18 protein-coding genes are annotated in these 17,256 nt (G+C 58.2%); 7 read left to right on the forward strand and 11 right to left on the reverse strand.

The annotated features are described in order from the left end of the window. Positions 1-27: 27 nt before the first annotated feature. Positions 28-1,254 (reverse strand): PLP-dependent aminotransferase family protein, encoded by a 1,227-nt coding sequence (locus tag ACQY4Z_RS07330; RefSeq protein ID WP_428527993.1) that lies wholly within the window; start codon positions 1,252-1,254, stop codon positions 28-30. Between the two features lie 281 nt (positions 1,255-1,535). On the opposite strand from ACQY4Z_RS07330, the gene ACQY4Z_RS07335 reads away from it, so the two are divergent. Further along, entirely contained in the window at positions 1,536-1,814 is a 279-nt protein-coding gene (locus ACQY4Z_RS07335) for a GIY-YIG nuclease family protein (protein ID WP_428527995.1), read from the forward strand. A 155-nt stretch (positions 1,815-1,969) separates the two neighbouring features. After that, complete coding sequence (moaB, locus tag ACQY4Z_RS07340; RefSeq protein ID WP_428527997.1) at positions 1,970-2,527, forward strand: molybdenum cofactor biosynthesis protein B; 558 nt, start codon at positions 1,970-1,972, stop codon at positions 2,525-2,527. A 251-nt stretch (positions 2,528-2,778) separates the two neighbouring features. Here the strand turns inward: moaB and ACQY4Z_RS07345 are convergent, their stop codons facing one another. After that, on the reverse strand, positions 2,779-2,967 hold the full coding sequence (locus tag ACQY4Z_RS07345; protein WP_428527999.1) for a hypothetical protein: 189 nt from the start codon (positions 2,965-2,967) through the stop codon (positions 2,779-2,781). 259 nt (positions 2,968-3,226) lie between these two features. Between ACQY4Z_RS07345 and ACQY4Z_RS07350 the strand changes: the two genes are divergently transcribed. Continuing rightward, complete coding sequence (locus ACQY4Z_RS07350; protein WP_428528001.1) at positions 3,227-3,658, forward strand: YHS domain-containing (seleno)protein; 432 nt, start codon at positions 3,227-3,229, stop codon at positions 3,656-3,658. A gap of 45 nt (positions 3,659-3,703) precedes the next feature. On the opposite strand, the gene ACQY4Z_RS07355 is transcribed toward ACQY4Z_RS07350, so the two are convergent. Then, entirely contained in the window at positions 3,704-4,126 is a 423-nt protein-coding gene (locus tag ACQY4Z_RS07355; protein WP_428528002.1) for an Lrp/AsnC family transcriptional regulator, read from the reverse strand. 315 nt (positions 4,127-4,441) lie between these two features. Here ACQY4Z_RS07355 and ACQY4Z_RS07360 point away from each other — a divergent pair, with 315 nt between their 5' ends. Then, a complete protein-coding gene (locus ACQY4Z_RS07360) occupies positions 4,442-5,500 on the forward strand; it encodes a saccharopine dehydrogenase C-terminal domain-containing protein (protein WP_428528004.1) in 1,059 nt (352 codons plus the stop codon). 337 nt (positions 5,501-5,837) lie between these two features. On the opposite strand, the gene ACQY4Z_RS07365 is transcribed toward ACQY4Z_RS07360, so the two are convergent. Beyond that, positions 5,838-6,530, reverse strand: coding sequence for a glycosyltransferase (locus ACQY4Z_RS07365; RefSeq protein ID WP_428528006.1), 693 nt, complete (start codon positions 6,528-6,530; stop codon positions 5,838-5,840). A gap of 176 nt (positions 6,531-6,706) precedes the next feature. Here ACQY4Z_RS07365 and ACQY4Z_RS07370 point away from each other — a divergent pair, with 176 nt between their 5' ends. Both ACQY4Z_RS07370 and ACQY4Z_RS07375 read left to right on the forward strand, forming a co-directional pair. Then, complete coding sequence (locus ACQY4Z_RS07370) at positions 6,707-7,771, forward strand: PA0069 family radical SAM protein (protein ID WP_428529749.1); 1,065 nt, start codon at positions 6,707-6,709, stop codon at positions 7,769-7,771. Between the two features lie 157 nt (positions 7,772-7,928). Beyond that, a complete protein-coding gene (locus ACQY4Z_RS07375) occupies positions 7,929-8,585 on the forward strand; it encodes a ribonuclease HII (RefSeq protein WP_428528008.1) in 657 nt (218 codons plus the stop codon). 6 nt (positions 8,586-8,591) lie between these two features. On the opposite strand, the gene ACQY4Z_RS07380 is transcribed toward ACQY4Z_RS07375, so the two are convergent. Then, positions 8,592-9,977: a DUF3179 domain-containing (seleno)protein gene (locus ACQY4Z_RS07380; protein WP_428528010.1), complete on the reverse strand. Its 1,386-nt coding sequence runs from the start codon at positions 9,975-9,977 to the stop codon at positions 8,592-8,594. Positions 9,978-10,174: 197 nt separating this feature from the next. On the opposite strand from ACQY4Z_RS07380, the gene ACQY4Z_RS07385 reads away from it, so the two are divergent. After that, positions 10,175-10,636 carry a GNAT family N-acetyltransferase gene (locus ACQY4Z_RS07385; RefSeq protein ID WP_428528012.1) on the forward strand — a complete coding sequence of 154 codons (462 nt, stop codon included), beginning with the start codon at positions 10,175-10,177 and terminating at the stop codon, positions 10,634-10,636. Positions 10,637-10,875: 239 nt separating this feature from the next. On the opposite strand, the gene ACQY4Z_RS07390 is transcribed toward ACQY4Z_RS07385, so the two are convergent. From ACQY4Z_RS07390 to smc, 6 genes are all read right to left on the reverse strand, one after another. After that, positions 10,876-11,355 (reverse strand): F0F1 ATP synthase subunit B, encoded by a 480-nt coding sequence (locus ACQY4Z_RS07390; RefSeq protein WP_008194478.1) that lies wholly within the window; start codon positions 11,353-11,355, stop codon positions 10,876-10,878. 10 nt (positions 11,356-11,365) lie between these two features. After that, a complete protein-coding gene (locus ACQY4Z_RS07395) occupies positions 11,366-11,911 on the reverse strand; it encodes a F0F1 ATP synthase subunit B (RefSeq protein WP_428528015.1) in 546 nt (181 codons plus the stop codon). Between the two features lie 79 nt (positions 11,912-11,990). Next, the gene (locus ACQY4Z_RS07400; RefSeq protein WP_008191441.1) at positions 11,991-12,218 is read right to left on the reverse strand and encodes a F0F1 ATP synthase subunit C; all 228 of its coding nucleotides are present in this window, start codon (positions 12,216-12,218) and stop codon (positions 11,991-11,993) included. 85 nt (positions 12,219-12,303) lie between these two features. Next, positions 12,304-13,053, reverse strand: a complete 750-nt coding sequence (locus ACQY4Z_RS07405) for a F0F1 ATP synthase subunit A (protein WP_133948274.1) — start codon at positions 13,051-13,053, stop codon at positions 12,304-12,306. 65 nt (positions 13,054-13,118) lie between these two features. Then, positions 13,119-13,508, reverse strand: coding sequence for an AtpZ/AtpI family protein (locus ACQY4Z_RS07410; RefSeq protein WP_209179418.1), 390 nt, complete (start codon positions 13,506-13,508; stop codon positions 13,119-13,121). Between the two features lie 207 nt (positions 13,509-13,715). Next, complete coding sequence (gene smc, locus ACQY4Z_RS07415) at positions 13,716-17,174, reverse strand: chromosome segregation protein SMC (protein ID WP_428528018.1); 3,459 nt, start codon at positions 17,172-17,174, stop codon at positions 13,716-13,718. Positions 17,175-17,256 lie beyond the last annotated feature (82 nt).

A 17,256-nucleotide genomic window follows, 5' to 3' on the forward strand; every position in this document is an offset into this window, starting at 1 on the left:
CTTTGCTGCTTTTGATTCTGAACCTTATTACAGCGCGGGTGTGACAGTCTTCGGAATCAAGGCGCCGAGACGGGAAATGCCCTCGGTGATCTTTTCTGGTGTCGTGGCTGAAAAGCTGAGACGCAAGGTGTTGCCGCCGCTTCCATCTGCGAAAAACGCCTTGCCCGGAACAAAGGCGATCTTGGCCGTTTCGACGGCTTCCTTCAGGAGGCCTGCCGCGTCCGTGCCTTCCGGCAACTCGACCCAAACGAACATGCCGCCCTCAGGCCGGGTCCAACGGGTCCCTTCCGGCATGTGATTTTCAAGGGCGGCCAGCATGGCATCCCGGCGCTCACGGTAGGCAGAGCGCACCTTCTCGACTTGGGCGTCAAAGACGGTTTCGGCAACGCGTGCAATGGCTTCCTGATTAAGGCTTGAAGAGTGCAAGTCGCCTGCCTGCTTCAAGAGCACCAGACGGGAGATCACATCTTTTGCAGCACAGACCCAGCCAAGCCGCAGGCCGGGAGACAGTGTTTTTGAAAAGCTGCCGCAATAGAGCGTCCGCGTGCTTTCAATACCGCCGGACCGGGCACAATCGAGCGCGAGAACGGGAGGAACAGGTGTCCCGTCATACCGCAGGCTCTGATACGCGCCATCCTCGATGACGGCGCAATCCAATTCGTCGGCAAGTCCAAGTAACCGCCGGCGGCCCGCTTCATCCAGTGTTTCGCCCGTCGGGTTGGCGAAGTCAGGCGACAGATACGCAAACTTGACCTTGCCGCCCCGCTCCTCAGCTGATGCCCGGTAATCTTCTGCGGACCGGTTGGTCATCGGGTCCAGCCGGTCGTAATTCGGCTCGTAGGCATTGAAGGCCTGTAAAGCCCCTAGATAGGTCGGCCAGCCAACCAGAGCAGTGTCGTTTGCAGACAAGAACAGTTTGCCGAGGAAATCGAGCGCCTGCTGCGAGCCTGAGGTGATCAGAATGTTTTCCGGGCCGCATGAAACGCCAAGTTTTGCCATTTCTCCAACAAGCCACCGGCGCAGCCGCAGACTGCCCTCGCTGACCGAATATTGCAGACCGGCAGCCGCTCCGGCTCCGCTGAGCGCATCCGCATAGGCCGTGCGGAAAGCATCCGCCGGAAACAGTGCCGGGTCGGGTATGCCACCGGCAAAGGAAATGATGTCCGGCTGGTCCAGGAGTTTCAGGAGTTCGCGGATTTCAGATGCACTCATGCGCTTTGCGCGTGTCGCCAATACGGCGTCCCAGGTCATCATGCTTGGCTCATTCGGTTTCTTGTGACGTTGATTATTTAAGTCAATAATACTGACCTATTTTGAATGCAAGTGTCTTATTCTTGTTATTTTTTGTAATTTTATTTCCCTCATTAATCAGCAAGTACTGGTTCTTTTTGATCTGGAATAAGCTCCGCCCCCGAACCCCGTGCCGTTTCCGATCCCTTTGCCAGACCGAAAAGCGAGTAGGCCCCGGGTCTCACAAGTTCGCCCGGGGTGACGTCGGGGTTGCTGAGCTGCTTAACTTCTACCAAGGATAGAGGATGTATTACGTTTACACCCTTGCAAGCCGATTGAACGGAACGCTTTATGTCGGTGTTACCAACGATCTCGCACGGCGTGTTTTTGAACACAAACAGGGAACTGGCTCCGGCTTCACCACTAAACACGCCGTGACGAGGCTCGTATATGCTGCGCAGTTCGAAAGCATCAACGAGGCAATCGCCGAGGAAAAGCGCCTAAAGAAATGGCGACGGGCTTGGAAAATTCAGCTGATTGAAACAGAAAACCCCGGATGGAAAGACCTCTTGAATAGCCAATAATGTCACCCCGGGCGAGCACAGCGAGACCCGGGGCCTACTCGCAGATCATCTTGTTCCAGCCGATGTAAATTCCGTGGCGGCGGGACGCAGCTGGGCCATTACTCTGGCATAGGCTTCGGCAATCACCTATGTCTCTTGTCAAACAGGAGCCCAAAATGTCCCGTCTTGATGAAAGCCGTCCATTCATTCCGCTGAACATTGCCGTGCTGACCGTGTCCGACACGCGGAAGCGGGAGGACGACAGGTCCGGAAACACGCTGGTGGATCGGTTGGAAAAGGCAGGGCACACACTGGCCGACCGCAAGATCGTTCAAGACGACGTGCCTGCGATCCAGGCGATTGCCAAGGACTGGATTTCAAGGGACGGCGTCGACGTGATCATCTCCACCGGCGGCACGGGCTTTACAGGCCGGGACGTCACGCCGGAAGCGATGGAACCGCTGTTTGAAAAGAAAATGGACGGGTTTTCTGAAGTCTTTCACCGGATCTCCTATGACGAGATCGGCACGTCAACCATTCAGTCCCGGGCAACCGGCGGTGTTGCAGGCGCAACCTACATTTTCGTCCTGCCCGGCTCGCCCGGCGCCTGCAAGGACGCTTGGGACGGCATCTTGAAGTGGCAGCTCGATTACCGCCACATGCCCTGCAATTTCGTGGAAATCATGCCGCGGCTCGACGAACACCTGAAGCGCGGGAAACTGCAGGAAGCCTGAGGCCACCGACTGCGATTAATGCGCTGCTCTCAAGGCAACGCGGCGAAGATCCATGATCTGGGGACGTGAAAAGCCGGGACTGCAGCCGTAGTTGCTCGTGCAACACTATCCCATCTGCATCAGCCGCCCCTGCGCAGGCAGGGGCCCAGTAACCACATGGCCGGCGATGGCAACAAACCCCAACCTTACAGCGAACTGGCTCCCTGCCTTCGCAGGGATGGCCATTCTGAGATACATTAGGGTTGTTCGATCTATTCGCACTCGCCAGCTGGAGCCAGGCGGACAAGTTTTTGCGTTTCCGCAGCCTGTGGCAGCGCCGGAATTTGATCCAGTGCCTGTCCCAGGCTCTTGAGCGAGCGGAGACGCCGCCCGGCGACCAGAGTGAAAGTGCCACTGAGCGCACGAACGCCGCTGATTTTTCCGTCTCGATGAAGGATCACCTGCATCGCCCGCATAGTATCTGGCCGCGCTGCCAACGCAGTCCTTGGACTTGCTGTCGGCTCTCTGAGCCCGACACCACGGTCGATCACACGTCTGCAAGGAAAAATCAAATCTCTGCGCATCACAATATTTTTACAGTATTTATATATAAATATTATAAGAAACAAAATGTAAAATTACAGTTATCTATTTTTTACTTAACTTTCAAAAATTTTTCCAGATTATAAACACTGCAAATACAAATCGGAGATGAATTTCATGAAAAAACTACTGGCCGCGACGGCTTTTTCCGCAGCACTGCTGACCAGCTTCAGCGCTCTTGCATCAAATCAGCTTGCAACAGCTTTGGGAGGTTACGACACCGTTTCCTACTTCACAGAAGGCAAGCCAGTTCAGGGCCGGGCGAAGTTCCACCATTTCTGGAACGGAGCGGTCTGGTACTTCTCCTCCGAAGAAAACCGCGACACATTCAAGGCAGATCCAACAGCCTTTGCTCCTCAATATGATGGCTATTGCGCCTGGGCTGCCTCACAGAACTACAAACGCCCCGGAGACCCGCTGGTCTGGCAAATCGAAGACGGCAAGCTCTATGTCAAAGTTCATGAAGGCGCTCAGGAAAAATGGCGTGCCGATGTGGCCAAGCATATCGTAGACGGCGATGACAATTGGACCAAAATCGCACCTTATTGAATGTTCAACAACGACGAGGCGGAGCATTTATGCTCCGTCCTTGTCCTATCTGCCCGCCAAGGCCAAACGGATATGGCTCTGAGTTTCAGCCACTTCAGGAAGAGCACGTATCTGATCCAGTGTCTGATCAAGAATTTTGAGCGAACGGACACGCAGTTCGGCGACCAGATCAAAGGCACCGCTGAGCGTGTGAATGTCCGTGATCGCATCGATCCGCCGGAGCGCCGCTTGCGTTGCCCGGCCATCGTCCGCACTCAACCGGATCAATGTGAAGGCGCTGATCTGGTGGTCTTCTTCCGATTGCCCGAGCTCAACCGTGAACCGGTGTATGACCTTCTGGTGCAAGAGGCGGTCGATCCGGTTCTGCACTGTGCCGCGCGACACCCCAAGCGCGGCCGCCAAATCCGTGACAGAAGCACGGGCATCGCGCGTCAAGAGATGAAGCAGGCGGTGATCCAGGTCATCCATGATTACTTCTCATTTATTGTCATCGGCCAGCATCAATGGCCCGTCCATGTGCTGTCCCGGACGCAGTGCAATGGAGATCCGGGACCAGGGCCGAAACAAAACCGGCCCCGGCTCGTGGCCGGGGCGGCGCCTCGTCTCCAGTTATCATTTTGCCATAAAACTCCCGTTTTGTAAGATTTTTTGACATTTTGATTGACGCAGATTCACGGCTTAATGCGGTCCAACTGCTTCCTGGCGGGAAGCGGAATGTTGATTGCTGTGGTGACTGAGCCGGTCCTGTCTGGGGAAACCAGTCATCAGCCAAGGGGGAAATTCATGAAGAAAATAGCAGTGCTCGGATTGGGTAAGGTCGGCGCTTTGGCGGCTCGGCTGTTGCACGACTCCGGCTTCGAGGTTCATGCCTATGACCAGCATGCGCCCCGCGAAGACCTGCCGTTTTCTGTACAGTCTGCGGATTTGAAAGCCTATGATGGCCTACTGCAGATGTTCAAGGGCGTCGATGCCGTCCTCTCCTGCCTGCCCTATCAGCTCAATGTCGGTGTTGCGACGGCCGCCCATGCGACCGGGATCCATTATTTTGATCTGACGGAAGATGTTCCGACCACCAAGGCGATCATCGAGATGAGCGCAACCGCCAAGGGTCTCATGGCCCCGCAATGCGGTCTGGCGCCCGGGTTTGTTGGCATCGTTGGCGCCAAACAAATCGGCGACTTCGACGACTGCCGGTCTTGCCGGATGCGTGTCGGCGCGCTGCCGCAAAACCCGACCGGGCTGATGGGCTATGCCTTCAACTGGTCCCCGGACGGGGTCGTTAACGAGTACCTCAACGACTGTGAAGTGATCGAGGACGGCGTGCGCAAGTGGGTCTCTCCGATGGAGTGGCTGGAAACGATCTACATCGACGGCATGAAGCTGGAGGCGTTCACCACCTCCGGCGGGCTCGGCACCATGTGCGAGACCTATTTGGGCAAGGTCGCCAACATCGACTACAAGACCATGCGCTATCCGGGCCATGCCGAATTGATGAACTTCTTTTTCCACGAGCTCCTCATGCGTGAGCGCCGTCAGGAAGCCGGGGAAATTCTGGTGCACGCCAAACCACCAACCGACAATGATGTCGTCTATGTGCATGTGGCCTCCGAAGGCACCATCGACAGCCGCCCGCGCCGGGAGGAATTCGTGCGGGCTTACAAGCCGATCGAGATCGGCGGCCAGATGCGCACGGCGATTGCCTGGACCACATCAGCCTCTGTCGTTGCAGTCATCGAAATGGTTCGCAACGGCGCCTTGCCGGCAACCGGCTTCCTGAAGCAGGAAGACATTCCCCTGGACGCGTTCTTGAAGACCCGCACCGGATCGCTCTACGCGGCGTAAGTCCCTTCCCCAGACCAAAGCCCTTCTTCAACGTGACCGCCCCTGCGCAGGCAGGGGCCCAGTCATCACCACCGCCAGCGCAGAAAAAGGCTTAGGCCACAGAATAGTGGATCCCTGCTTTCGCAGGGATGGCACCATTTGTCTGCTTTCTACTGTGTAAGCAAGCTTTGCTTCACTGTAATCAGCACCGCAACGCGATCGAGGTGCCCTCCCGGACGAAGCAACACTTAGATCCGGGACCAAACACGAAGTCTTGCTGGTTCTGGCTCAGAGACCAGAACGGCGCCGATGTGACCGCGGGACTCATAAACCGACGGCAGGCTTCTAAGGCTGCCGATTACCCGTGCAGCTTGACCGCGAGGCTTGTTGGAACACGAAGGGCGCCAACGGCAAAGCGCGCCAGAGCCTGACGCAGACCGGTGGCATAGCCAGCTGCGCCGGGTTCACCCGCGGATACGGCTGCCGCCCGCAAAAACACCATGCGGCTGCGACCGATGCGTTTTGCAAGGTCCAAATCTTCCATTTCGGGCAACGGCCGGTGGCCACCAAGCTTTTCGTAGAACTGGCGGGAGATCAGAAGGCCCTGATTGCCGTAGGGCATGCCAAGCAGCTGGCTGCGCACTGAAGCTGCCTTTTCAGACAATCTGGGACCAAGCCCGAAAGCCTCGTACCGCAAGCGGAAGGCTGCAGCCGTCTTTGGCCCTTTCGGGGTGCGCCCTGCCCGCTCGATGAACGCCTGCGCTTCATGGTGCCAACCGCTTTCCAGAAGAGTTTCAGGCTGCAGGAACAACAGCCAGTCGCCGCGTTTGGCAACACTTGCGCCATGTGCGAGGCGCTCGCTGCGTGGCCCTTTGCGCGTCACAAACGTGCAGCCTGCCGCATCGGCGACCATGTCCGTATTATCGGTCGATCCGCCGTCCACAACGACAACTTCCCGAACAACGCCTTCGGCGGCGGCAGGCACCAAGGCAGCCAGTGCGTGAACAAGGTCGAGTTCTGCGTTTTCAGTCGGAATTATGACACTGATCATGACCCTTTCTATGACATGAAATTTTCGAAAGTGCGAGAGAAGGGGCTTGTTCGGCGCCCGATTCTAGATAATGTTCTTGTATTGTTCTCATGAAGAGTCGGCAGTCTATGACACTTGCACCCCCAATTTCTTCTGGTTCTGCTCAATTGGCACCCGATGCGGCGGATCTGAGCCATATGGCGGCCGACCGGCGCCGGGGACGTGCGGCCGCAACGAACCGCTCCGGGCGGTTCGAACCATTATCGAAAGAAGCCTTTGACGACGGCTGGGACAGCCTCGATCAATTGCCGCCTCTCAAGACAGAGGTGCAAGAAGAACGCGCGCGGACGATCATCACCCGCAACGAGTCGCCGGACATCTCCTTCGATCGCTCGATCAATCCTTATCGCGGCTGCGAGCATGGCTGCATCTACTGTTTTGCGAGGCCCAGCCACGCGTTTATGGGCCTCTCACCCGGGCTGGACTTTGAAACCCGGCTTTTTGCCAAACCCAACGCCGCAGCGCTCCTTGAGCGGGAGCTCTCCAAGCCGGGATACCAGCCAAAAGTGATTGCCATAGGCACCAACACCGATCCCTACCAGCCGATGGAACGCAGCTACAAGCTGATGCCGGAGATCCTGGATGTGCTGGAGGCCTGCGGCCACCCGGTCGCCATCGTCACCAAATCGGCGCTCGTGACACGGGACATCGACATTTTGTCGCGGATGGCCGAGCGCAATCTGGTCAAGGTGGCGTTGTCGATCACCACGCTCGACAAAAAGCTGTGCCGCGCCATGGAACCCCGCGCATCCGCGCCGCACAAGCGTCTTGCAGCGGTCAAAGCCTTGAGCGATGCAGGCATTCCGACCTCCGTCATGATGGCCCCCATCATTCCCGCGCTGACGGACAGTGAAATTGAAAACCTTTTGGAGGCAGCGGCAGAGCACGGGGCCAGCGAAGCGGCCTTTATTCTGCTGCGCCTGCCTCTGGAAGTGTCGGAACTCTTTCGCGACTGGCTTTTGCGGGAACGCCCGGACCGCTACCGGCACGTGATGAACCTGATCCGCTCCATGCGCGGCGGCAAGGACTATGACGCCAAATGGGGCGAGCGCATGCGCGGGCGCGGCCCCTATGCCGACCAGATCGCCAAACGCTTCTCGTTGGCGGCCAAACGTCTCGGCCTGAACTTGCGCAGGAAAAAGCTTTCCACCGAGCATTTTGTTCAGCCGCAGAAAGGCGGCGTGCAACTGGACTTGTTCTAAAGCGCAGTGAGGTGACCGCATTTGCCCTCCAAACGCATTCCCGGACGCAGCAAAGCGGAGATCCGGGACCTACAGGCATGGGCTGTGGTCCCGGCTCAAGACCGGGACGGCTCCAACATGTCTTGCGCCTTGTTTTGGCAAACGGCATTTTGGCGCAATGACCAAAACACCCTCCCTCTTCGACCTCAGCTTCCCGGACAGTCCGGATCTCAGAACCGAGAAAAAACACGCCAAATCCTATGACGGCCTGTTGTGCGGGGTCGATGAAGCCGGACGTGGACCATGGGCGGGTCCTGTTGTGACGGCTGCCGTCATGCTGGACTACAAAAATGTGCCGGCCGGACTGAACGATTCCAAGAAACTGACTGAGGCCAAACGGGAAACCCTGTTCGGTGAAATCCTGAAAACAAGCTGGGTGTGCGCGGCGAGTGCCTCCCCTGCCACCATAGACCGATTGAACATTCGGACGGCGACGCTGAGTGCCATGGTGCGGGCAGTGAACGGGCTGCCGAAAGTGCCGCAATATGTGCTCATCGATGGCCGCGACATCCCCCCTGGCCTCACGCAGCCCGGGCAGGCGCTGATCAAGGGCGATGGCCGCTGCCTGTGTGTCGCCGCAGCCTCCATCGTTGCCAAGGTGCTGCGGGACCGCATGATGGTCGCCTTGGAACCTGAGTTCCCCGGCTATGGCTTTGCTCAGCACAAGGGATATGGCGTCCCGGCGCATCAGGCCGCTTTGGATGCTCTGGGGCCGACACAGCATCACCGGATGAGCTTCAAACCAGTCCGGCTGGCCGCCGGAGTTCCCGGATAGGGTTAGTCAGCCGTCCCAAAGATCTGTACCGGGGTAGAACTGAGACCACGCGAACCAGAACGCCTCATGACTGCCGAGATCCGCTCCGTCCTCGCCAACGGCCCGGATACCACCGGCATCCAGTTCCAGACGAACGTTCTCAACGCGGATCTCTGTCCCCTGCTTGAGTGCGGCAAAGGCCTTGCTCCGCTGAAAGGCGACCGGCTGTCCGGATGCTGTGACAATCCCGATGATGTCCTCATGCACGGGCAGCCGGGGATCGACATCGCCGATTGGGAAGATTGGTCCATTGGCGTCCCGGCCATTGCGGAAATCGAAGTCACGGCCAAGCGCAAGCGCTTCCACCAATACGGTTGTTTCCGGATGCGCCTTCTTCCAGGTGCCCCAATCGGTCGTCACGACGCTGACCTGTTTTAGCTTGAGGTTCTTCTCCGCAAGCGGGCCGGTCACCGCGGTGCCGAGGAACGTATCGAAAACCGAGTAGGTGTTGACGTCATACATCACCTTGTTGGACCGAATAAGCAGCCCGGAGGTTCTCAGGACCGGCCGCTCAATTCCCTCCGGCAACTCATCTGTCAGATAGGCCTGCGCGGCGCCACATAAGGTGCAGTATGGAATACCCAGCGTCCGGCCACCAAGGGTGTCATTCACCATCTCCCGCACTTCCATGATGCGCCGTGGATAGGCCCGATAGTCACCGTTTACACCGATCCCGAAAACGATATCGCTGTCCTTGAGCCAGGTTGCGTCTTCAGCGCTGCTGACTTCCGGATTATCCACGGCCGGAATGCAGTTGCACTGATTGTCGGTCTGGTCATACGGGCGGTCATCGATCAGTACCCCGCCCCAGGACACCAGCCGCCAATCAACATCGCCCTCGACAAAGATCCTGTCCCAGCCGGGTACGACCGTTGTGAAGATCTCGCGCTTGGAGGCAAGATAATCGGGCGGTGCGGGAATATCCCAGGCCATGAGATGATCGGTCACCACGCCCCAACTGTTGCGCAGCGGGATCTGTTTGCCCAACAGTTCGGACGCGGCTTCGCTCAAGGCCTGGTTCAGCTGCGGGCCGGTTGCAAACCGCATCAAATCACTGATGATCCAGACCAGGCGCGGATCTTTGGATGCAGCGACCTCGGCGAGCGCAAGGCTTTGGTCCCGTCCCCAGCCCGCATGGGTCACCGGGTCGACAAGCGCCATTTTCACGGCCCGTTTCAGATCATCAGCAAGCGGGCCATCCGGTATCGTGGGAGGGGTGCCGAATTTTTCAATCACATAGTCTGGAAGGGGCGCGCGCTCCTGAGCTTGGGCAGGTCCGCTGCCGACAAGTGACAACAGCGGTATGAGCGCTGCAATAAGGAGATGTGCGAAAACTCGATGAGACGACTTCATTGCGGCGCCTTTCCTGAAAACACCAATGAACCCCGCTGACTGGACCGCGGTAGCATTGCATGACCGGCGCCTTGCTTGGTATCACCTCCAGTGAATTGCCTTAGGCGACGTAACCCGATGAGGATGGCTTGAGTGGCCAATTCTATCGAATCACGACGCATCAGAAAATATTGAGATCACAATCCGGCGAGTGGGAAATGGACGTCGAAATCACAGTCGCAGACAAAAGCGATGCGCAACAAATCCTCGAACTTCAGAAAATCGCCTTTCACAAAGAAGCAGCGCTAAATGGTGATATGCAGATCGCCCCTATGGTTGAGGCCCTCGCCGACACAGAATCGGCTTTCACCACGCATGTCTTTCTTATCGCCCGGAAGGGATCCGACATCATTGGTTCAGTTCGGGTCCGTGCTGAGGACGACACATGTCATATCGGCCGGCTCTTTGTGGCTCCCAAACATCAGGGACGGGGGATCGGCCGGCGGCTCTTTATCGCAGCGGAAGAGAAGTTTCCCTCTGCACACTCCTACCGGCTGATTACCGGCAAGCTGAGCTCCGGCAACATCCGGCTTTATGAAAGCCTTGGCTATCAGGTGACCGGCGAGATGATGGAAAACGGCCGGACACCGTTGGTGGTCATGGAGAAGGAACGGGCTTAGCGCCCTCAGATGATTCAGACCAACACCCTACACATCCAGCCGCCCCTGGCAAGGCAGGGGCTCAGGAGCCACATCTGCCCATAAGTGAAACTAAGCGTACCGACTCGGATTACTGGATCCCTGCCTTCGCAGGGATGGCGAATAAATGCGCGGATAGAGTTTTATTCGCAGACGACGGACAAACAAAAAGCGGCCCGTTGAGGCCGCTTTTCAGAACTGTTTCCGGATGGTGCTGAAGATCAGTTCAGCTGATCCTTCACCTGAGTGATGCTCTTGGCGAGAATGTCGTCTGCCACCTTGTCCTTGACTTTGGCGGAGAGAATTTCCTCGGCAGCCGCGACAGCGATGTCGGCAGCCTTCGCACGGACTTCGGCGATAGCCTGAGTCTCGGCCTGAGCGATTTTCTCTTCCGCAGCCTTGGAGCGGCGAGCGATCATCTCTTCCAGTGCCTGGTTCGTCTCAACGGTCAGGCGCTCGGCTTCCGCGTTGGCTTCCGCAACGATTGCTTCGGCTTCGCTTTCAGCTTCGTGACGCTTGCGCTGATACTCAGACAGAAGTTCCTGGGCTTCTTCACGCATCTTGCGTGCTTCTTCCAGTTCCTTCTTGATGTCGTCAGCGCGCTTGTCCAGCGCCCCGCCGATCATGCCCGGCACCTTGAGGTAGGCAATCAGGACGAAGAAGAGAACGAGACCGACCAGGGCCCAAAATGATGCGTCCATGACGGTCTCCTCAGTTCATCGCCGACTTGAGCGCTTTGGTCAGATCGGTTTTTGTCGGAGCCTTGCCCATCAGCTGCTCAACGAGCGCAGACGTGGTGTCTCCGGCAATGTCACCAATCTGGGACAGCGCTTCGGTCTTGATACCGGCGATATGAGCTTCAGCTGCTTTCAGCTTCTCGGCAATATCCGCTTCGGCTTTTTCCCGGCGGGCTTCCTGATCCGCCTTCAACTTGGTGCGGGTGTCGCTTGCGATCCCGTGTGCCTTGTTGCGCGCTTCAGCAAGTGCCTGTTCGTAAGCCGCGATCGCCGCGTCGGTTTCATCTTTGAGGCGGTTGGCCTCGCCGAGATCACCGGCAATGCGGTCCTTGCGGTCTTCCAGGATGCCTGCAATCCGAGGCACAGCGACGTTCTTCATGATCCAGTAGAAAAAGCCAAAAGTGATGGCCAGCCACAGGAGCTGCGAAGAATAGGTCGTTGCGTCGAACGGCGGGAAGCCGGCACCGTGCTCTTCAGCCGGAATTCCGAGTTCCGTATTATGTTCGGCGTTGCCTGCCATATCCTATCTCCAAAATCCGGTTGGGCGGCGCAGACGCCGCCCCCGGAGTCGCGTCAAAACTCTCTGAAACGAAAGAGAATTAGACAGCGAAGAGGAGGAGAAGAGCGATGAGCAGGGAGAAGATGCCCAGAGCTTCGGTAACGGCGAAGCCGAAAACCAGACGACCGAACTGGCCATCAGCTGCAGTCGGGTTGCGCAGAGCGCCATTCAGGTAGTTACCGAAGATGGTGCCGAGTGCGATCGCTGCACCACCCATGCCGAGGCATGCGATACCAGCGCCGATGTATTTTGCTGCTTCTGCTTCCATGACACGTGCTCCTAAGTAGTGTTTTGCAGATTTCAGATTTCTTCAGGCAGCGACCCGGGTTGGGCCGCCGCATGAGACGTTTCGCTTAGTGTGACGGATGAAGGGCGTCGTTGAGGTACATGCAGGTCAGGACCGTGAAGACGTAGGCCTGCAGGAACGAGACGAGGAACTCCAGCGCGGTGATCGCGACTGTCATACTCAGCGGAAGGATTGCGCCGACAATGCCCACGCCGCCAGCGGCGCTCATGGACACGATAAACCCGGCGAAAACTTTAAGGGTGATGTGACCGGCCAGCATGTTTGCGAACAGACGGACGGACAGGCTGATCGGACGCGAGAGGAAGGAAACAACCTCAATCGGTGCAACGATCAAAAGCAACACCGGCGGAACGCCTGATGGTGCGAACAGGTGGAAGAACTTGGTTCCGTGTTTCATGATGCCGTAGATCGTGACAGTCAGAAACACCAGCATCGCAAGCGCAAACGTCACGATGATGTGGCTGGTTACCGTGAAGAAGTACGGGAACATCCCGAAGAGGTTTGCCACAAGGACGAACATGAAGAGCGAGAACACAAGCGGGAAGAACCGCATTCCTTCCGTGCCCGCCGAGCTTCGCAGCATGCCTGCAACAAACTCATAAGCCATTTCCGAGACCGACTGCACGCGGCTCGGCACAAGGCCGCGGCCGGACGTAGAGAAGATCAGGAAGGCAGAAGCTGCTGCTACGGTCGCAACCATAAACAGCGAAGAGTTGGTGAAAGAGAAATCCATTCCGCCGACTTCAATCGGAAACAGGGTTTGGATTTTGAACTGCGAGATCGGATCGTTCGCCACCGGTCAGCCTTCTTCGCTCAAATCATTTCTATTCGTGGGTGCGCGAGGCGCCCAGATGCACAACTTCAGTTGGACCCGCCGTCGTCAGAACTCTCGCGTTTGTACCGTTGACCTGGCTCGGCGATACGCCCTGCAGCCCTCATCACGTTCAAAACGCCCGCCGCGAAACCAATCAGCAGGAACACGATCAACCCAAAGGGCTTTGTCCCAAACCATTGGTCAACGAACCATCCCAAACCGCCTCCAACAACCACACCAGAAATGAACTCAGAAGAGAGTTTCATTGCCTGCGCGTAGCCGGAATTGTCGCTTTTCTTGGCCGCGCGCTCTGCTTCTTCAGCTTTGCGCTGGCCGTCCAGCTTCCGGTTCAGACGGTCCCGCCGTTCCGACAGATCCGCCTCGGAGGCACCCTTGTCCAAGTCATCTGAATTGCCGTTTTGCGAAGAGCCACTCATGTTGTTCCCCGCCCCCGTCAAGCCGTGAGACCCAGCCTTTGGACACCCCCTCAAGCCGCGCGCACCATAGTCGGGGGCCCTTGCCCTGTCAAGAACACTAAGATTTCCGCTATTTATCTGATTTATAACACAAATTCGCCCTTCTTCACATTTTCCATGACCTAAGTCTTACGGGAAACTCACGAAGGAGCGCGGTTCGGCTGAAAATTAAGCACTTTCGCGGAATCGTTCCGCGGTCTCCAAATCCACCGAAACAAGCTGCGAGACACCCCGTTCCGCCATTGTGACACCGAACAAACGGTTCATGCGGGCCATGGTGATCGGGTTGTGGGTGATCACCACAAAACGGGTATCCGTGTTGCGCGCCATCTCATCCAGGAGGTCGCAATAACGCTCCACATTGGCATCATCAAGCGGTGCGTCGACCTCATCCAGCACGCAAATCGGCGCAGGATTCGTCAAAAAGACTGCAAAAATCAATGACATGGCGGTAAGCGCCTGTTCACCGCCCGAGAGCAATGTCATGGTTTGCGGCTTTTTGCCAGGCGGCCGCGCGATGATCTCAAGCCCGGCATCCAGCGGGTCGTCCGAATCGACCAGCTGCAGTTCCGCCGTACCACCGCCAAAGAGGTGCGTGAACAAACGCTGGAAGTGACCATTGACCACCTCGAAGGAGGCCAGCAGACGCTCCCGCGCTTCGCGGTTCAGATTTGAGATCCCGGTCCGCAAGCGACGAATTGCCTCAATCAGATCGTCCCGCTCAGACGTCAGGGTGGTTTTTTGCTCATCCATCTCGCGCAATTCTTCTTCTGCGCGCAGATTAACCCCGCCCAAGCGTTCCCGTTCGGCCTTGAGACGGTCCAGTTTCTTCTCCATCGCCTCCGGATCCGGCAATGGCGCGCCTTCCTTCAGGCCGGCGATTTCCGGTAGAGCCACGACCGGCACTTCGAGGTCCTCGTCGATCCGCCGCTCAAGGGTCTCTTTCCGCTCCCGCGCAGCGTCGAGACGCTCCTCGGCACGAATCTTTTGCTCGCGCGCCCCGGCCAGGCCTTCCATGGCCAGTTTTGCGGCCCGGTCGACGTCCGCCAGATCAAGCTCTGCCTGACTGAGCTGATCGTCCTTTTCCTTCTTGGCGTCTTCGGCTTTTGCGATCGCGGAAAACAGCTCCCGGCGTTTGATCTCGATGTCTTCGGGTGCCTCGATCAACTCGGCCCGTTCCTCTTCAGCTTCGTCACGCCGTTCGCTCAAAACCGCGATCTGCTGGGTCGCATTGGCCGCGCGGGACTTCCAGCTGTCATATTCCCGGGCGATCGCCTCCAGGCGCCGGTCGCGCATCTGTTGTTCCCGGGAGAGGCCTTCCGAGACCGCCCGCGCTTCTGCAAGTGCTGTCCGCGCAGAGGAGACCTCCGTTTGCAGGTCCCGGATTTGGTCGGCGTAGCCGGTTGCCTCAGCAGCTGTTTCCAACTGCTCCTGCGCTTCTTCCAAGTAGGCCCGTGCTTCTTCTGCTTCTTCATTCAGGCGCTGCGCCCGGTCTTCCGCTGCCGCCTTTTGAGACGTCAGCTGCGCAATGGACCGCTCCGCAGCGGCCAAGGCCTCGCGCGCCGCGGTGACCTGCCGCTGACCATCCCGGACCTTGCCCCGGGCGGTTTGTTCCAATTCCACGGACTGCCTGACCCGGCTCGCAGCGGCTTCCAGATCCAGCTGGTGACGCTCAACCGCCTGACGCGCGGTCTCGATTTCGTCGTCCAGTTCGGCCAGGCGATTCTTCTGCGCCAACCGTTGGGCTGCCGGTGTCGGCGCGTTGGCGGCAACGACAAACCCGTCCCATCGCCAGAGATCCCCTTCCCGGCTCACCAAGCGCTGACCGGGTTTCAGATCAGATCGCAGGCGTGGACCGTCTTCCTGGGACACCAAACCGATCTGAGACAATCGGCGGTGGAGTTCTTTGGGTGCGGTTACGACATCCAGCAGCGGTTTGGCACCGTGAGGCAGAGCCGGATCCCCGTCCGTTCCGAGCGCATTGCCCCAGCGGACCGCAGCGGCCTCATCAAGAGAGGCATCCAGATCTTCGCCGAGCGCTGCGCCCAGCGCTGTCTCGTACCCGGTCTCAACTGTGATCTGCTCAACGACCGGCGTGTGATCCGCCTCGCTGTGCACGTTCAATACCTGTTCAAGGGTCCGGGCTTCTGTCTGAAGGCCTTGCAGCAAAGCCTTGGCATCGCTCAAGGGGGATCGCGCGGCCTGTTCCTGATCCCGTGCCGTTGCGGTGGCAGCTTCTGCTTCTTCGACGGCCGCTTCAGCCTCAGCGAGTTCTTCGCTTGCAAGCTCTAGCGTTTCACGGTGCTCCGCCACACCATCTTGTTCATCCATGCGCGCGATGAGAGCACCGAGCGCCGTTTGAGCTTCCTGTGCCTGCGACATCAGCCGGTCCGCCCGCTGGCGGCTTTCGGCAACGGCGCGTTCCAGCTGCTGGCGTTCCGCCGTTGCCCGCGCTTCGGCGGCCGTCAGCTCGGAGAGCATTGCCTCCTTGCCGCGCACGATATCTTCGGCCTCGGTCACCTTTTCCCGGGCCGCTTCGGTGCGGTCCTGAACCATCTCGTTTTCTTCCAGAAGTTCGGCGCGCTCTTCTGCCAAGCGTTCCAGAACTTCGTCGTTTTCCGAGACCATGGACTGTTCGCGGCGGATATCCTCGGCCAGCTGCACCAGGCGGCGCTCCAGATCCTGCAAGCGTTCCTTGATGCGCCGCTCTTCGGCATCCAGATCATTGCGGGCGATCACGAGCCGCTGCAGCGCGGCTCCGGCTTTGGCTGCATCTTCCCGAAGCTCAGGCAACTTGTGCGCGGCGATTGCCTGAATGCGCGCACTTTCCGCCTGCAGGCCGCTCGCCTCGTTGACTTGGCTTTGCGCCTCAGTGAACTGTTTTTCAGCCGAACTCAGGGCATCCCGCGCTTCTGTCCACCGGATATAAAGAATGGCAGCTTCGGCGCCGCGGATTTCCGACGACAGGTTGCGGTAGCGCGAAGCCTGACGCGATTGGCGTTTCAGATTGTCGAGCTGGCTGTCGATCTGCACCAGCACGTCTTCCAGGCGTTCAAGGTTCTGTTCGGCCCCGCGCAGGCGGATTTCCGCTTCATGGCGTCGTGAATGCAGACCGGAGATTCCGGCCGCTTCTTCCAGGATCTTGCGGCGCGATGTCGGTTTTGCGGCAATCAGCTCGCCAATCTGCCCCTGCCGGACCATCGCGGGTGAGCGCGCACCCGTGGAGGCGTCCGCAAACAGGAGCTGGACGTCGCGGGCACGGACATCTTTGGCATTGATTTTGTAGTTGGAGCCCTGTTCCCGCTCAATGCGGCGGCTGACTTCCAGAAGGTCGGCATCATTAAAGGCGGTCGGAGCCGTGCGATCGTTGTTTTCCAGAAACAACGTCACTTCCGCGGTGTTGCGGGCCGGACGATTGAGACTTCCGGAAAAGATCACGTCATCCATGCCGGACGCGCGCATATTCTTATAGGAATTCTCGCCCATCACCCATCGCAGGGCTTCCACGAGATTTGACTTGCCGCAGCCATTGGGACCGACAACACCGGTCAGGCCGTTGCCGATGATGAACTCCATCGGCTCGACGAAAGATTTGAACCCGGCAATGCGGAGCTTTGAAAACCTCATCGGCGCCCGCACCTCTCCGGTCCAGACGCCGACGAAATCATATCAGATTGCAGGTGCAGGCGCATGGCCCGCAGCTCTGCTG

This window comes from Roseibium sp. (assembly GCF_965276855.1).
Classification (GTDB): domain Bacteria; phylum Pseudomonadota; class Alphaproteobacteria; order Rhizobiales; family Stappiaceae; genus Roseibium.

Bases quoted from the DNA above. Each gene is read 5' to 3' on its own strand.
- ACQY4Z_RS07330 (WP_428527993.1), bottom strand. From the start codon at position 1,254: ATGATGACCTGGGACGCCGTATTGGCGACACGCGCAAAGCGCATGAGT.
- ACQY4Z_RS07335 (WP_428527995.1), top strand. From the start codon at position 1,536: ATGTATTACGTTTACACCCTTGCAAGCCGATTGAACGGAACGCTTTAT.
- moaB (WP_428527997.1), top strand. From the start codon at position 1,970: ATGTCCCGTCTTGATGAAAGCCGTCCATTCATTCCGCTGAACATTGCC.
- ACQY4Z_RS07350 (WP_428528001.1), top strand. From the start codon at position 3,227: ATGAAAAAACTACTGGCCGCGACGGCTTTTTCCGCAGCACTGCTGACC.
- ACQY4Z_RS07355 (WP_428528002.1), bottom strand. From the start codon at position 4,126: ATGGATGACCTGGATCACCGCCTGCTTCATCTCTTGACGCGCGATGCC.
- ACQY4Z_RS07360 (WP_428528004.1), top strand. From the start codon at position 4,442: ATGAAGAAAATAGCAGTGCTCGGATTGGGTAAGGTCGGCGCTTTGGCG.
- ACQY4Z_RS07365 (WP_428528006.1), bottom strand. From the start codon at position 6,530: ATGATCAGTGTCATAATTCCGACTGAAAACGCAGAACTCGACCTTGTT.
- ACQY4Z_RS07370 (WP_428529749.1), top strand. From the start codon at position 6,707: ATGGCGGCCGACCGGCGCCGGGGACGTGCGGCCGCAACGAACCGCTCC.
- ACQY4Z_RS07375 (WP_428528008.1), top strand. From the start codon at position 7,929: ATGACCAAAACACCCTCCCTCTTCGACCTCAGCTTCCCGGACAGTCCG.
- ACQY4Z_RS07380 (WP_428528010.1), bottom strand. From the start codon at position 9,977: ATGAAGTCGTCTCATCGAGTTTTCGCACATCTCCTTATTGCAGCGCTC.
- ACQY4Z_RS07385 (WP_428528012.1), top strand. From the start codon at position 10,175: ATGGACGTCGAAATCACAGTCGCAGACAAAAGCGATGCGCAACAAATC.
- ACQY4Z_RS07390 (WP_008194478.1), bottom strand. From the start codon at position 11,355: ATGGACGCATCATTTTGGGCCCTGGTCGGTCTCGTTCTCTTCTTCGTC.
- ACQY4Z_RS07395 (WP_428528015.1), bottom strand. From the start codon at position 11,911: ATGGCAGGCAACGCCGAACATAATACGGAACTCGGAATTCCGGCTGAA.
- ACQY4Z_RS07400 (WP_008191441.1), bottom strand. From the start codon at position 12,218: ATGGAAGCAGAAGCAGCAAAATACATCGGCGCTGGTATCGCATGCCTC.
- ACQY4Z_RS07410 (WP_209179418.1), bottom strand. From the start codon at position 13,508: ATGAGTGGCTCTTCGCAAAACGGCAATTCAGATGACTTGGACAAGGGT.
- smc (WP_428528018.1), bottom strand. From the start codon at position 17,174: ATGAGGTTTTCAAAGCTCCGCATTGCCGGGTTCAAATCTTTCGTCGAG.